The organism is Rubrivivax gelatinosus (assembly GCF_016583785.1).
GTDB classification, from domain to species: Bacteria; Pseudomonadota; Gammaproteobacteria; order Burkholderiales; family Burkholderiaceae_C; genus Rubrivivax; species Rubrivivax gelatinosus_B.
On sequence record NZ_NRRU01000123.1, the window covers coordinates 1 to 13241 of the forward strand.

General features: G+C 71.1%; 14 protein-coding genes. 5 read left to right on the forward strand and 9 right to left on the reverse strand.

All coding sequences use genetic code 11. The features are described 5' to 3' along the window. Nucleotides 1-61: 61 nt before the first annotated feature. Entirely contained in the window at nt 62-1261 is a 1200-nt protein-coding gene (locus CKO43_RS22425; protein WP_200380029.1) for a GGDEF domain-containing protein, read from the forward strand. A gap of 8 nt (nt 1262-1269) precedes the next feature. Here CKO43_RS22425 and CKO43_RS22430 read toward each other — a convergent pair whose 3' ends face one another. From CKO43_RS22430 to CKO43_RS22450, 5 genes are all read right to left on the reverse strand, one after another. Then, nucleotides 1270-1428, reverse strand: coding sequence for a DUF2474 family protein (locus CKO43_RS22430; RefSeq protein WP_200231808.1), 159 nt, complete (start codon nt 1426-1428; stop codon nt 1270-1272). Beyond that, a complete protein-coding gene (cydB, locus tag CKO43_RS22435) occupies nt 1425-2441 on the reverse strand; it encodes a cytochrome d ubiquinol oxidase subunit II (protein ID WP_200380030.1) in 1017 nt (338 codons plus the stop codon). The genes CKO43_RS22430 and cydB overlap by 4 nt, the downstream gene beginning before the upstream one ends. Further along, nucleotides 2438-3850 (reverse strand): cytochrome ubiquinol oxidase subunit I, encoded by a 1413-nt coding sequence (locus CKO43_RS22440; protein WP_200380031.1) that lies wholly within the window; start codon nt 3848-3850, stop codon nt 2438-2440. Before CKO43_RS22440 ends, cydB begins: the two co-directional genes overlap by 4 nt. 113 nt (nt 3851-3963) lie before the next feature. After that, on the reverse strand, nt 3964-5112 hold the full coding sequence (locus CKO43_RS22445) for an aminotransferase class V-fold PLP-dependent enzyme (protein WP_200380032.1): 1149 nt from the start codon (nt 5110-5112) through the stop codon (nt 3964-3966). Between the two features lie 9 nt (nt 5113-5121). After that, the gene (locus tag CKO43_RS22450; protein WP_200231812.1) at nt 5122-5427 is read right to left on the reverse strand and encodes a hypothetical protein; all 306 of its coding nucleotides are present in this window, start codon (nt 5425-5427) and stop codon (nt 5122-5124) included. Between the two features lie 155 nt (nt 5428-5582). Here CKO43_RS22450 and CKO43_RS22455 point away from each other — a divergent pair, with 155 nt between their 5' ends. Both CKO43_RS22455 and CKO43_RS22460 read left to right on the forward strand, forming a co-directional pair. After that, nucleotides 5583-6992 (forward strand): aminotransferase-like domain-containing protein, encoded by a 1410-nt coding sequence (locus CKO43_RS22455; protein WP_200380033.1) that lies wholly within the window; start codon nt 5583-5585, stop codon nt 6990-6992. A 142-nt stretch (nt 6993-7134) separates the two neighbouring features. Continuing rightward, nucleotides 7135-7926 carry a ParA family protein gene (locus tag CKO43_RS22460; RefSeq protein WP_200231814.1) on the forward strand — a complete coding sequence of 264 codons (792 nt, stop codon included), beginning with the start codon at nt 7135-7137 and terminating at the stop codon, nt 7924-7926. On the opposite strand, the gene CKO43_RS22465 is transcribed toward CKO43_RS22460, so the two are convergent. After that, a complete protein-coding gene (locus tag CKO43_RS22465; protein WP_200380034.1) occupies nt 7901-8803 on the reverse strand; it encodes an HDOD domain-containing protein in 903 nt (300 codons plus the stop codon). The genes CKO43_RS22460 and CKO43_RS22465 overlap by 26 nt on opposite strands. A gap of 216 nt (nt 8804-9019) precedes the next feature. Here CKO43_RS22465 and CKO43_RS22470 point away from each other — a divergent pair, with 216 nt between their 5' ends. Both CKO43_RS22470 and CKO43_RS22475 read left to right on the forward strand, forming a co-directional pair. Continuing rightward, nucleotides 9020-9235 (forward strand): hypothetical protein, encoded by a 216-nt coding sequence (locus CKO43_RS22470; RefSeq protein ID WP_200231816.1) that lies wholly within the window; start codon nt 9020-9022, stop codon nt 9233-9235. 69 nt (nt 9236-9304) lie between these two features. Beyond that, a complete protein-coding gene (locus tag CKO43_RS22475) occupies nt 9305-10225 on the forward strand; it encodes a DUF808 domain-containing protein (RefSeq protein WP_200380035.1) in 921 nt (306 codons plus the stop codon). A gap of 1 nt (nt 10226) precedes the next feature. On the opposite strand, the gene CKO43_RS22480 is transcribed toward CKO43_RS22475, so the two are convergent. From CKO43_RS22480 to CKO43_RS22490, 3 genes are all read right to left on the reverse strand, one after another. Further along, the gene (locus tag CKO43_RS22480; RefSeq protein ID WP_200231818.1) at nt 10227-10673 is read right to left on the reverse strand and encodes an FKBP-type peptidyl-prolyl cis-trans isomerase; all 447 of its coding nucleotides are present in this window, start codon (nt 10671-10673) and stop codon (nt 10227-10229) included. 22 nt (nt 10674-10695) lie between these two features. Beyond that, nucleotides 10696-11196 carry a DUF3016 domain-containing protein gene (locus CKO43_RS22485; RefSeq protein WP_200231819.1) on the reverse strand — a complete coding sequence of 167 codons (501 nt, stop codon included), beginning with the start codon at nt 11194-11196 and terminating at the stop codon, nt 10696-10698. Nucleotides 11197-11291: 95 nt separating this feature from the next. Next, on the reverse strand, nt 11292-13073 hold the full coding sequence (locus CKO43_RS22490) for a glutamine--tRNA ligase/YqeY domain fusion protein (protein ID WP_200380036.1): 1782 nt from the start codon (nt 13071-13073) through the stop codon (nt 11292-11294). Between the last annotated feature and the right edge of the window lie 168 nt (nt 13074-13241).

The following is a 13241-nucleotide window of genomic DNA, read 5'->3' on the forward strand; positions in this document are numbered from 1 at the left end:
CTGGCGCCCGCCCGGGCTGGCGCCAGGCGTGCTGCCTCCGGGTTCAGACGACGATGAACCCATGGAACTGCTGACTCCCGCGCCTGCCCTCGACCTGCTCGCTGCGCCGCAGCGCGACGAAGGCCTGCTCCAGTTCGAGGTCTTCCCCTGGAACGACAACTTCAGCACCGGCAATGCGCTGATCGACTCGCAGCACCAGCGCCTGGTGGACCTGCTGAACCGGCTCGCCGGCACGCTGGTCGGCAGCCTGGAATGCGAGGTCGAGGCCGCGTTCGCCGAACTCACCGCCTACACCGACTACCACTTCAGCGCCGAGGAACAGATCTGGGCCGACTGCTTCGGCGACGACCTCTGGCGGCGCAACCACGAGGCGGCGCACGCGGCGTTCCTGCCCGGGCTGCAGGAGCTCAAGCGCGAAGGCAGCGGCCAGCCGCTTTACCAGGTGGTCGAGAGCGTCGTGAAGTTCCTGATCCGCTGGCTGGCTTTCCACATCATCGTCGAGGACAAACGATTTGCGCTCGCGGCGGCCGAGGTGCGCCGCGGCATGCCGGTCGATGAGGCCAAGCTCAAGGCCGACCACGAGATGGGGGCGTCTTCGGTGCGGCTGCTGATCGACACCGTGCTCGACATGTACGACGGGCTGTCCACGCGCACGCTGAACCTGCTGCGCGAGCGCCGCGCGCGTGTCGAGGCCGAGCGCAAGCTGGTCCAGGCCTACCACGACCTGGAAGCCGCCAACCGCCGCCTGGAAGCGACGACGCTGACCGACGAGCTGACGGGGCTGTTCAACCGCCGCCATTTCGACGCCGTGTTCGCCACCGAGATCGGCCGCGCGCGGCGCGAGGGCACGACGCTGACGCTGGTGCTGCTCGACATCGACCACTTCAAGCGCCTGAACGACACCTACGGCCACATCGCCGGTGACGAGGCGCTGGTGCGCGTGGGCGCCAAGCTGCGCGAGTTCTGCCGCCGCGCCGGCGACCGCGCCTTCCGCCTCGGCGGCGAGGAGTTCGCGCTGCTGGCCTGCGGCAACAGCCCCAGCGGGCGCGGCGCCGACTTCGTCGAGGCCATCCGGTGCGAGATGGCGGCGCTGGCCATCGCCAACGTCGCCAGCGACGTCGAACGCACGCTGACGGTGTCGCTGGGCGCGGTGATCCGGGTGCCGAATGCCGGCGACAGCCCGCAGTCGCTGTTCCGCGAGGCTGACCGGCGCCTCTACGACGCCAAACAACTGGGCCGCAACCGCGCCGTCTGCGGCTGAGCCGGCCGTTAAGCCTTCAGCACCCAGCGCAGCAGCAGCGCCACCAGCAGCAGCGCGCCCACGCTGGCGCCCCAGATTGCCGCCATCCAGGCCAGCCGCACCCACAGCGGCGGCGTCGGTGCGCCGGGCTCCGGCGAGCGGATCGCCGGCCAGCGCAGGCGTTTCATGAGTGATACCCGTCGGCGTCGACCTTGCCGCGGAACACCCAGTAGGACCAGGCCGTGTAGCCCAGGATCATCGGCAGCACGATCACCGTGCCCCAGAGCATGAAGACCTGGCTGCTGCGGTCGGTCGCCGCGTCCCAGATCGTCACCGCGCCCGGCACGACGTACGGAAAGACGCTGATGCCCAGCCCGACGAAACACAGCGCGAACACCGCCAGCGTCAGCACGAAGGGCGCGACCTCGTGCCCTGCCTTCAGGCTGCGCACGAAGCCCAGGCTGGTCAGCGCCACCAGCACCGGCACCGGTGCCACGTACAGCAGGCCGGGCCACTTCAGCCAGTGGTCGAAGTAGGCGCCGCTCAGGAAGGGCGTGGCCGCGCTGACGGCGACGATGGCCAAGAGCGTCGCCGCCCCCAGCCCCCAGGCCAGGCGCCGCGCCTGCTGCTGCAGCCGGCCCTCGGTCTTCATCACCAGCCAGGTGGCGCCCAGCAGGCAGTAGGCGACGGCGACGCTGACGCCGGTGAGCAGGCTGAACGGCGTCAGCCAGTCCCACCAGCCACCGGCATAGGCCCGGCCCTGAACCGCGACGCCCTGCAGCAGCGCACCCAGCACCACGCCCTGCGCCAGCGCCGCCAGCAGCGAGCCGCCGCTGAAGGCCAGGTCCCAGAAGCCGCGGTGCGCCGGGTCGCGCCAGCGGAACTCGAAGGCCACGCCGCGGAAGACCAGCGCCAGCAGCAGCGCGATGATCGGCGCGTACAGCGCCGAGAAGATCAGCCCGTAGGCCAGCGGGAACGCCGCCAGCAGCCCGCCGCCGCCCAGCACCAGCCAGGTCTCGTTGCCGTCCCAGACCGGGGCGACGCTGTTCATCGCGGTGTCGCGCTCGGCGCCCACCGGGAAGCGCCGAAAGAGGATGCCGATGCCCAGGTCGAAGCCGTCGAGCACGACGTAGACGAAGACCGACGCCGCGATGATGACGGCCCAGACCACCGTCAGGTCCCAGTCGAAGCCGGTGCTCATCGCGGCGCCCCGCCGTCGGTCTGCAGCGCGGCCGCGGGCGTGGTGCCGGCGGCGCGTTCGGGGATCCTGGGTTCGGCCGGCTCGTGCAGCAGCGGCGGTTTCGCCATCAGCTTCAGGATGTAGAGCACGCCGGTGCCGAAGACGGCGAAATAGACGATCACGAAGGCCACCAGCGACGCCGCGACCGCCGGTGCGGCCAGCGGCGAGACCGAGTCGGCGGTGCGCATCAGCCCGTGGATGGTCCAGGGCTGGCGCCCGACCTCGGTCGTGATCCAGCCCGCCAGCACCGCGACCAGCCCCGACGGCGCCATCAGCAGCGCCCAGCGGTGCAGCCAGCGCCAGTCGTAGAGCCGGCCGCGCCAGCGCGCCAGCAGGCTGGCGGCGCCGAGTGCGGCCATCAGCAGGCCCAGCCCGACCATGATGCGGAAGGACCAGAAGACGATGCCCACCGGCGGCCGGTCGGCCGCGGGCACGGTGTCCAGGCCGGCCAGCGGCGCGTCCAGGTCGTGCTTGAGGATCAGCGAGGACAGCTTGGGGATCTGCAGCGCATGGTCGATGCGGCCCTCGGCGCTGTTCGGGATGCCGAACAGGATCAGCGGCGCGCCCTCGGGGTGGCTGTCGAAGTGGCCCTCCATCGCCATCACCTTCACCGGCTGGTGCTGCAGCGTGTTCAGGCCGTGCAGGTCGCCCAGCACGATCTGCAGCGGCGCGACGATGGCTGCCATCCACATCGCCATCGAGAACATCAGCCGCGCGCGCGGGTTCTCGCGGTCCTTCAGCAGGTGCCAGGCGCCGACGCCGCCGACGAGGAAAGCCGTCGTCAGGTAGGCCGCCGACAGCGTGTGCACCAGCCGGTACGGGAAGCTGGGGTTGAAGACGATCGCCAGCCAGCTGCCGGCGGCGATGAACTGGCCGTTGGCGTTGAGTGCGTAGCCGGCGGGCGTTTGCATCCAGCTGTTGACCGACAGGATCCAGAACGCCGACATGAAGGTGCCCAGCGCCACCATCAGGGTCGCGGTGAAGTGCAGCCCTTTGCCGACGCGGCGCATGCCGAACAGCATCACGCCGAGGAAACCGGCTTCGAGGAAGAAGGCGGTCAGCACCTCGTAGGCCATCAGCGGGCCGATGATCGGCCCGGCGCGGTCGGAGAACACCGCCCAGTTGGTGCCGAACTGGTAGGACATGACGATGCCCGAGACCACGCCCATGCCGAAGACGAGCGCGAAGATCTTGATCCAGTAGCGGAACAGATCCATGTAGTGCTCGCGCCCGGTCTTCAGCCACAGCCCTTCGAGCACGGCCAGGTAGCTGGCCAGCCCGATCGTGACTGCCGGGAACAGGAAGTGGAAGCTGACGGTGAAGGCGAACTGGATGCGGGCCAGCAGCAGCGCGTCGGGGAAGTCGGGCATCGGGGCCTGCGGGAGTGGCGGGGCAAGGGCGCCGCGGCGACGGTCCGGCCGGTGCCGGTTTGAGCCACCGGCATTCCCGCCAGATCGTCGCCGGCGCTGATCCGCAGGCTAGTTCAGCACAGCGCCGGAGCCGCGAGCAGGCGCTCGATCTCCCCGCGCCGTGTGTAGCCTTGCACCGAGATGCGCACGAAGGTCCGGCCGCCGTGCGCGGTCACCGGCAGCTCGATGCCGCTCTCGGCGTACAGCCGCTGCCGCAAGGCCTCCGGGTCCTGGGCCGGCACGGGGATCGCCACCATCTGCGCCCAGTCCGCGTCGCGGGCGATCGGTTGCAGCCCGTGGCGCTGCGTCAGCGCGTCCAGCGCCTCGCGTGCCAGAGCGTGGCAGCGCGCGCGCACGGCCGGCCAGTCGTGGCGGCGCTGGAAGGCTATGGCCGCCGGCACCGCCAGCCAGGCCGACAGGTCGCGTGTGCCCTGCCACTGCATGCGGCGCTCGAACAGCGTGCGCCCGAGGTAGGCGTCGAAGCCGGTGTGGCCGCCGGTGCCTTCGGCGTAGCCCCAGCTGATCACAGGCGCGTCCAGCCGCGCGTGGTGTTCGGGCCGCGCGTGCAGGAAACCGGCGCCCTTGGGCGCGCACATCCATTTGTGGCAGTTGCCGACGTAGAAATCGGCGCCGATGGCGTCCAGGTCGAGCGCGATCTGCCCCGGCGCGTGCGCGCCGTCGATCAGCGTCGTGATGCCGCGCTCGCGTGCGGCGCGGCAGAGCGCGGCCACCGGCAGCGTCAGCGCGGTCGTCGACGTGATGTGGCTGGCGTAGATCAGCCGCGTGCGCGGCGTCACCGCGGCCAGCAGGCGCTCGACGAAGCTGTCGGCGTCGAAGGGCAGGGGGATGTCCACGCGGCGATAACTCGCACCCTGCGCGGCGCAGACGTGCTGCCAGGCGGCGTCGCAGGCGCCGTATTCCAGGTTTGTGCTCAGCACCTCGTCGCCCGGCGCCAGCACGAAGGACTGCGTCACGACGTTGACGCCGGTGGTTGCGTTGGGCACGAAGACCAGGTGCTCCGGGTCGGCGCCCAGTTCGGCGGCGAGTGCGCTGCGCGCCTGCAGCAGCAGAGCGGCCGAGCGCCGGCCGAGGAAGTCGACAGGGTTGCGCTCCATCTCGAGCTGCCAGCGCTGCTGGGCCTCGATCACCTCGCGCGGGCAGGCGCCGAAGGAGCCGTGGTTCAGGAAGACGAGTTCGGGGTCGAGCAGGAAGAGGTCGCGCATCGGGCCAGTCTAGGCCCAGGCACTGCGCTCCCGGTGCCGGCCGGGCCCTGCCAGCCACCGGCGCCAGGCCGGTTCGCGGCGCTGCAGCAGCAAGGTGGCGGCGCTCAGCGCCCGGCCCTGCCAGACGCCGGTTTCGGCGGCGCGCAGCGCCTGGCCTTCGTGCCACGGCTGCACAGCCTGGTGCAGCGTGCCCGCCAGCCAGAGCGCCGGTGCCCGCAGCTCCAGCGTGCCGCGCAGCAGCACCAGTTCGTCGCCGCGCCGCAGCTGCAGCGCCAGGGCCTGGCCGGCGGCCAGCTCGAGGGTCTCGGTCGTCATGCCGCCACTGTGCGGGCCGGCGCCGGCGGCCGGCAGCCACAGCGGCGAACGCCGCCGGGCGATACAGCGGCGCCGCGGCGCGTCTGTTCCGGTGCAGCCATCGGGTCTCTGTATCTGTTGTGCTGCCGGCGCCGGCGGCATCATCGGCCTCGCCCATGGACACGCTGTACCACCGCATCGCCGACCAGTACCGCGGCGCCATCGACGCCGGCACGCTGCGCGCCGGCGACCGTTTCCCGTCGGTGCGCCAGCTGATGCGGGTGCACGAGGTCAGCCTGTCGACCGCGCTGCAGGCCTGCCGCCGGCTCGAGGACGACGGCCTGCTCGAAGCGCGGGCGCGTTCGGGTTATTTCGTGCGCCACGCGCGCCGTGCGGCGCTGCCGCCGGCGACCGAGGCCGCGCCGCGCGCCATCGACCCGGCGGCCTACGTCGGCATCTCCGAGCACATCTCCGGCATCCTGGCGCGCGGCCAGCAGCACGCGGTCGAACTCAACCTGGCGCTGGCGGTGGCGCCGCCGGCGCTGTACCCGGCCGAGGCGCTGGCGCGTGCGATGCAGCGCCGGCTGCGCCTGGCGCCGCAGGTGCTGACGACGATGACGCGCCGCCACGGCCACCCGCTGCTGCGCGCGGCGCTGGCGCGGCGCGCGCTCGAGCGCGGCGTCACTGCGGCGCCGGAGCAGATCGTCGTCACCCAGGGCTGCACCGAGGCGATGAACCTCGCGCTGCGCGCCGTCGCCCAGCCCGGCGACACCGTCGCCGTCGAGTCGCCGACGTTCTACGGCCTGCTGCAGATCGTCGAGGCGCTGGGCCTGCGCGCGATCGAGCTGCCGACAAGCCCGAAGACCGGGCTGTCGATCGAGGCGCTGGCCTTCGCACTGGAGACCGACGCCGCGATCCGGGCCGTCGTCGTGCAGCCGACGCTGCACAACCCGCTGGGCTGCACCATGCCCGACGAGCGCAAGGCCGAACTGGTGGCGCTGTGCGCGGCACGCGGCGTCGCGCTGATCGAGGACGACATCTACGGCGAGATGACGGCGCAGCCCTCGCGCCCGCTGAAGGCCTGGGACGGCGACGGCAACGTGATCCACTGCAACTCGCTGAACAAGGTGCTGGCGCCGGGCCTGCGGCTGGGCTGGATGCTGGCCGGGCGCTGGCAGGCGCGGGTGGAGATGCTGAAGTACACCCAGAGCCGCTTCCCCGAGGAACTGCCGCAGTCGGTGGCCGCCGAGTACCTCGCCAGCCCCGCCTACGAGCGCCACCGCCGCCGGCTCTGCGAGCTGCTGCGTGTGCGCCGCGACGCCTACGCCGATCTGGTGGCGGCGCATTTCCCGCCGGGCACACGCATCACGCTGCCCGACGGCGGCCTGCTGCTGTGGCTGCAGCTGCCCGACGGCGCCAGCGGCGACGCGCTGTTCGCGGCGGCGCTGCAGCGCGGCATCAAGATCGCGCCCGGTTCGATGTTCTCGACCGGCGCGCGCTACGACGGTTTCGTGCGTCTGGGTGTCGGGCGCGAACCCGACACCACGCTGGCGGCGGCGCTGCGCACGCTCGGCTCACTGGTCTGAGGCGGACGCGTGATGTCACGCGCGACGGATGAGGCCGGAGCGCGGCCCGCACTCGCGCGGGTGGAGGACGCCGCGGCCGACTCTAGGGCGCCGTCTCCAGTGCTGCGATGCACAATGGCCCGTCCTTCCACGGAGCGCTCCGATGCGGCACGTCGTCTTCAACCAGAAAGGCGGGGTCGGGAAGTCCACCATCGCCAGCAATCTTGCAGCGATCGCGGCCGCCCGCGGGCGGCGTGTGCTGCTCATCGACCTGGACACCCAGGCCAACTCGACGCACTACCTGCTCGGTGAAGCTGCCGTCGACCCGCGCCCTGGCGCCGCCGAGTTCTTCGAAGCGACGCTGAAGTTCAGCGTGCGGCCGACCTCCACCGCCGACTTCGTCAGCACCACGCCCTGGGACCGGCTGGACCTGATGGCCGCCAGCCCGGCGCTGGACGAACTGCACGCCAAGCTGGAGAGCCGCTACAAGATCTACAAGCTGCGCGACGCGCTCGCCGATTTCGCCGACACCTACGACGAGATCTGGATCGACACGCCGCCGGCGCTGAACTTCTACACGCGCTCGGCGCTGATCGCCGCCGACGGCTGCCTGATCCCGTTCGACTGCGACGAGTTCTCGCGCCGCGCGCTCTACGGCCTGCTGGAAAGCGTCGAGGAGATCCGCGCCGACCACAACGACAAGCTGGTCGTCGAGGGCATCGTCGTCAACCAGTTCCAGCCGCGCGCCAGCCTGCCGCAGCGCACGGTGCAGGAACTGCTGGACGAAGGCCTGCCGGTGCTCGAGCCCTATCTGTCGGCGAGCGTGAGGATCCGCGAGTCGCACGAACAGGCTCGGCCGATGATCCACCTGGACCCCGGCCACAAGCTGACGCAGCAGCTCATCGCCCTCTACGAGGGCATCACCAAGCCTAGAAAGCGTTCAGCGAAGCGCTGAGGTCCTCGCCCCACTGGGCGACCTCGCCCTCGTCGACCTGCAGCCAGGCCAGCGCGGCCGGCGCGTGATCGGTCCAGTCGCGCTCCGGCAGCTGCGCCTCCTGGCGCCGCACCAGGTGCTCGGCGACCAGGCCGGCGGCGATCAGCGTCTGCACCTCGGACTCGGTCTCCTCGCCGCCCAGCGACTCCAGGTCGTGGTGCAACCGGATCGCCGCCATCACCGCCGGCGCCAGGCGCCAGACGCGCGCCACCAGCGCACCGACGACGGCGTGGTCGGTGCGGTGGTTGAAGTTCTCGGTGGCGACGTAGCTGCGGTCGATGCGCGCCGCGGCCTCGACCATCGTCGAGCCGTAGCCCTTGACGCTCTGCAGCAGCACCGGCATGCCGACGTGGCAGAACAGGCCGTAGGTGTGCGCCAGGTCGGGCGACAGCCCCGGCAGCTGGCGCGCGATGAAGGTCATCGCGATCGCGCGCTGCGCCGAGCGTTCCCAGAAACGGCGCAGATGGCGGTTGTCGACCAGGATCGCGTTGCGCACCAGGAAGCCGGTCATGATCGCCGCGGTCTGCTTCAGGCCCAGGCGGTTCATCGCCTGGCCGACGGTCTGCACCGGCTGGCCGACGTTGTACAGCGGGCCGTTGGCGTTGCGGATCAGCGTCGCCGACATCGCGACGTCGCTGGCGGCGATGCGCGCGACCTCGTTCAGGTCGGGTTCGGCCGCGTCCATCACCGCCTGCAGCCGGGCCAGCAGCGCCGGGCAGGGCGGCACGACGATGTGCTGCAGCGAGCCGCGGGTACGGGCGTGTTCGATTTCACGCTCGATGGCGGCGGTGCGCGTCGTATCGGAACTCGAGGCAGGCAGAGCGGCGGTGGCTGTCATGGCGGAGGAGGGACGCGTCTGGTCGTTTATCGGCCGTTCGGCGCCGGGCTGAAGCGCCACGTGTTGTCGCCCATGTGCGGCTTGCGCTGCGTCAGCCATCTTCCGACAGCGAGAGCGGTCCCTGTCCGACGCTGGTCATGGCGCCCCACCGAAGGCGGCCGCGGCCGCGGCCGACTAACTTTCTCATCATCGAGGACGCCACCAGGGGTCGTGAACATGAGCACTTTCGCCGACGTCGCCGTTTCCGGCCGCTTCCAGCTGCGCTTCCAGTCCCTGTTCCAGCAGGGCCGGGCGCTGGCCTTCCCCTGCGATGCCCAGGGCCATGTGCCGATGGACGACCTGAGCGAACGTGCGCGCTGCAACTACCTCTATGCGCGCGCCGTCGTCGGCCGCGAGTTCGCGACGCCGTCTGTGGTGCGCGAACTCGGCTGAACGCCGCGCATCGCCCGGCCGCAGGAGGTCCGGCGGGAACGCCGCCGCTTCGCGGCGAGAATGCGCGCCATGGCCGCCAGCAGTCTCCTTGCCCTGATCGACGACATCGCGACCGTCCTCGACGACGTCGCGCTCCTCAGCAAACTCGCCGCGAAGAAGACCGCGGGTGTTCTCGGCGACGACCTCGCGCTCAACGCGCAGCAGGTCACCGGCGTCAGCGCCGAACGTGAACTGCCGGTGGTCTGGGCCGTCGCCAAGGGTTCCTTCGTCAACAAGGCCATCCTGGTGCCGGCGGCGCTGGCGATCAGCGCGGTCGCGCCCTGGCTGGTGACGCCGCTGCTGATGGTCGGCGGCGCCTTCCTCTGCTACGAAGGCTTCGAGAAGCTGGCGCACAAGTTCCTGCACCGCGGCGGCGAAGAAGACGCACACCGCGCCGAACTGCGCGCCGCGATCGAAAAACCCGATGTCGACCTGGTCGCGTTCGAGAAGGAGCGCGTCAAGGGCGCGATCCGCACCGACTTCATCCTCTCGGCCGAGATCATCGCGATCACGCTGGGCACGGTGGCCGACAGCGACTTCATGACCCGCGTGCTGGTGATGACCGGCATCGCGGTGCTGATGACGGTGGGCGTCTACGGCGTCGTCGCCGGCATCGTCAAGCTCGACGACCTGGGGCTGCGCCTGCAGCGCGCCGGCAGCGCCGCCGTGCGCTCGATCGGCGACGGCATCCTGGCGGCGGCGCCCTGGCTGATGAAGTTCCTGTCGGTGGCCGGTACCGCGGCGATGTTCCTCGTCGGCGGCGGCATCCTGGTGCACGGCGTGCACCCGGTCGCCGAGGCGATCGAACACGCGTTCGCCGGCTTCGGCGGCCTGCTCGGCGCGCTGCTGCCGGCGCTGGCCAACGGCCTGCTGGGCGTGGCCGCCGGCGCCGTGGTGCTGGCCGGCGTGACGCTGCTGCGCAAGCTCTTCGGCCGCCCGGCAGCGGCCTGAATTACTTGCGGATGCCCAGCAGTTCGACTTCGAACTGCAGCGTCGCGTTCGGCGGGATCACGCCGCCGGCGCCGCGTTCGCCGTAGGCGATCGTGCTCGGGCAGGTGAGCTTGGCCTTGCCGCCGGGCTTCATCTTCTGCACGCCTTCGGTCCAGCACGGGATCACGCGGTTCAGCGGGAACTCGGTGGGTTCGCCGCGCTGGTAGGAGCTGTCGAAGACCTTGCCGTCGGGGAAGCTGCCGCGATAGTGCACACGCACCGTGTCGGTGGCCGCCGGGCTGGCGCCGCTGCCGTCCTTCAGCGAGCGGTAGACCAGGCCGCTGGCGGTGACGACGGCGCCGGGTTCGGCGGCGGCGGCCTTCAGCGGGTCGGCCGGGGCGGCGGCGAAAGCGGGGGCGGCGACGGCCGCGGCGACGGCGGCGAGCAGGCTCAGGCGGGAGAAGGTCAAGGGCGTCTTTCGGGGTGGTGGATCAGTGCGCGGCGACGAAACGGTCGTCGAACCAGCGTTCGATCATGCGTTGCTCGTAGGCCAGCGGCTCGTTGGCGGCGGCGCCGCGCAGCGGGGTGTCGAGGTAGCTCATGTCGGAGAGCCGGTCTTCGCCGCTGCGGGTCTGGCCGTCGGCCTGCAGCGTGTAGCGCAGCGTGATGCGCGGCCAGTCGGCACCGCCGGTCAGCACGCGCTGGTCCTGCACCGAAGACGGCACGACGCGGCCGGCGAGGTCGACGTCGAGCACCTCGATGGCGAGCTTGCTGCCGTCGGGCAGGCGCTGGGCCAGGCGCTGGAAGACCGCCTCCAGGCGCTTGGTCGTGCGTTCGGTCTCGTAGCTGCCGAAACCGGCGTCGGTGTAACGCGCGGGTTCGACGAACTTCAGCTCGACCTGGCCGGCCGCGGCGGCGTTGCCGGCAGCGCAGGCCAGGCCGATGACGGCAGCGGCGAAGGCCGCGCGGCGGGAGCAGGATCGATTCGTCATGGAGAAGCTCCACGGGGTGGCAAAGAGACGAACAATCTGGCACGGAATCCACGCCGGCGCCAGCGCCGGCACGGGTTCCATCACCCGCCGCGGTGTCACTTGCGGCTGTCGCGCAGCGTCGTGATGCGGTTGAACACCGGCGCGTCGGCGCGGTGGAGGGCACGGTCGGCGACGAAGTAGCCGTGACGTTCGAACTGCAGCCGGGTCTCGGCGGCGAGGCCGGCCAGCGACGGTTCGACCCAGGCGCCGACCACCTTCTTGCTGTCGGGGTTCAGCACCTCGCGGAAGTCGCGCCCGGCGGCGTCGGGTTGCGGTTCGGTGAACAGACGGTCGTACAGGTTCACGGTGGCGGCGACGGCGTCGTGCTGCGCGACCCAGGTGATCGTGCCCTTGACCTTGACCGCGTCGGCGCCCGGCGTGCCGCTCCTGGTGTCGGGCACGACCTTGGCGAGCACCGCGGTGACGCGCCCGTCGGCGTCCTTCTCGCAGCCGCAGCACTCGACGACGACGCCGTACTTCAGGCGCACCTTGTTGCCGGGGAAGAGGCGGAAGAAGCCCTTGGGCGGCGTCTCGGCGAAGTCGTCGCGTTCGATCCACAGCTCGGGGCCGAGGCCGAAGTGGCGCTCGCCCAGCTCGGGCTGGTGCGGGTGCACCGGCGCGTGGCAGGGCTCCTGGTGGCCGGCGCCGAAGACCTCGTCCCAGTTGACGAGTTTCAGCGCCAGCGGGTCCAGCACGGCCATCGCGCGCCCGGCCTTGCCTTCCAGGTCTTCGCGCAGACAGCCTTCGAGCACCGAGTAGTCGAGCCAGATGTTGGTCTTGCTCGCGCCCGAGCCGTCGGCCATCGCGCGGATCGATTCCGGCGTGAAGCCGCGGCGGCGCATGCCGAAGATCGTCGGCATGCGCGGGTCGTCCCAGCCTTCGACGATCTTCTCGTCGACCAGGGCCTTGAGCTTGCGCTTGCTGGTGATGACGTAGCTGAGGTTCAGGCGCCCGAACTCGTGCTGGTGCGGCGTCGGGCGCTCCAGCAGGCCGAGTGTCGCCAGCTGGTCCAGCAGCCAGTCGTAGAACGGGCGCTGGTCCTCGAACTCGAGCGTGCAGATGCTGTGGGTGATGTTCTCCAGCGCGTCCTCGATCGGGTGCGCGAAGGTGTACATCGGGTAGACGCACCACTTGTCGCCGGTGTTGTGGTGCGTCGCGTGCTTGATGCGGTAGAGCGTCGGGTCGCGCAGGTTGATGTTGGGCGAGGCCATGTCGATCTTCGCGCGCAGCACCATCGCGCCGTCGGCGTGCTGGCCGTCGCGCATCTCGCGGAAACGCGCCAGGTTCTCGGCCGGCGTGCGCTCGCGAAAAGGGCTGGCCGTGCCCGGCGTCGTGAAGTCGCCGCGGTTGGCGCGCATCGCTTCGGCGCTCTGTTCGTCGACGTAGGCCAGGCCCGCTTCGATCAGCGCCTCGGCGGCGCGGTACATGAAGTCGAAGTAGTCGCTCGCCCAGTAGAGGTGGCGCGTGCCGTTGGCTTCCCAGTCGAAGCCCAGCCAGTGCACGGCTTCGATGATGGCGTCGACGTACTCCTGCTCTTCCTTCTCGGGGTTGGTGTCGTCGAAACGCAGGTGGCAGACGCCGCCGTAGTCGCGCGCCAGGCCGAAGTTCAGGCAGATGCTCTTGGCGTGGCCGACGTGCAGGTAGCCGTTGGGCTCGGGCGGGAAGCGGGTGCGGATCTTCGCCGGGTCCGGCTGGCCCGCGCGGTGGTGCGCGCCGTCGCCCGGGCTGCCACCGAAGCGGCGCTGGCTCCAGGTGCCGGCCTCGAGGTCGCGCTCGATGATGCCGCGCAGGAAGTTGCTCGGCTTGGGGGCGTCGGTGGGAGTCGGGTCGTGGGCCATGCGGCTGGAGGAGGGCGGTGCGGGGAAGAGGCCGCCACGGCGTGCGGCGGCCAACGGGGAATTCTATCGACCGCATCCGCGCGGGCCTGTCGGACGGCGCCCGCCCGCTTTGGAATAATCGCCCGGCCTTTGCACCCGAAGGCGGCGCCGCCGCCTCGCCCCCCGAAC

What these genes read in the sequence shown, in the direction of transcription:
- CKO43_RS22490 (WP_200380036.1), bottom strand. Translation starts at nt 13,073, where the DNA reads ATGGCCCACGACCCGACTCCCACCGACGCCCCCAAGCCGAGCAACTTC.
- CKO43_RS22460 (WP_200231814.1), top strand. Translation starts at nt 7,135, where the DNA reads ATGCGGCACGTCGTCTTCAACCAGAAAGGCGGGGTCGGGAAGTCCACC.
- CKO43_RS22440 (WP_200380031.1), bottom strand. Translation starts at nt 3,850, where the DNA reads ATGCCCGACTTCCCCGACGCGCTGCTGCTGGCCCGCATCCAGTTCGCC.
- CKO43_RS22425 (WP_200380029.1), top strand. Translation starts at nt 62, where the DNA reads ATGGAACTGCTGACTCCCGCGCCTGCCCTCGACCTGCTCGCTGCGCCG.
- CKO43_RS22465 (WP_200380034.1), bottom strand. Translation starts at nt 8,803, where the DNA reads ATGACAGCCACCGCCGCTCTGCCTGCCTCGAGTTCCGATACGACGCGC.
- CKO43_RS22430 (WP_200231808.1), bottom strand. Translation starts at nt 1,428, where the DNA reads ATGAAACGCCTGCGCTGGCCGGCGATCCGCTCGCCGGAGCCCGGCGCA.
- CKO43_RS22445 (WP_200380032.1), bottom strand. Translation starts at nt 5,112, where the DNA reads ATGCGCGACCTCTTCCTGCTCGACCCCGAACTCGTCTTCCTGAACCAC.
- CKO43_RS22470 (WP_200231816.1), top strand. Translation starts at nt 9,020, where the DNA reads ATGAGCACTTTCGCCGACGTCGCCGTTTCCGGCCGCTTCCAGCTGCGC.
- CKO43_RS22450 (WP_200231812.1), bottom strand. Translation starts at nt 5,427, where the DNA reads ATGACGACCGAGACCCTCGAGCTGGCCGCCGGCCAGGCCCTGGCGCTG.
- CKO43_RS22475 (WP_200380035.1), top strand. Translation starts at nt 9,305, where the DNA reads ATGGCCGCCAGCAGTCTCCTTGCCCTGATCGACGACATCGCGACCGTC.
- CKO43_RS22485 (WP_200231819.1), bottom strand. Translation starts at nt 11,196, where the DNA reads ATGACGAATCGATCCTGCTCCCGCCGCGCGGCCTTCGCCGCTGCCGTC.
- CKO43_RS22455 (WP_200380033.1), top strand. Translation starts at nt 5,583, where the DNA reads ATGGACACGCTGTACCACCGCATCGCCGACCAGTACCGCGGCGCCATC.
- cydB (WP_200380030.1), bottom strand. Translation starts at nt 2,441, where the DNA reads ATGAGCACCGGCTTCGACTGGGACCTGACGGTGGTCTGGGCCGTCATC.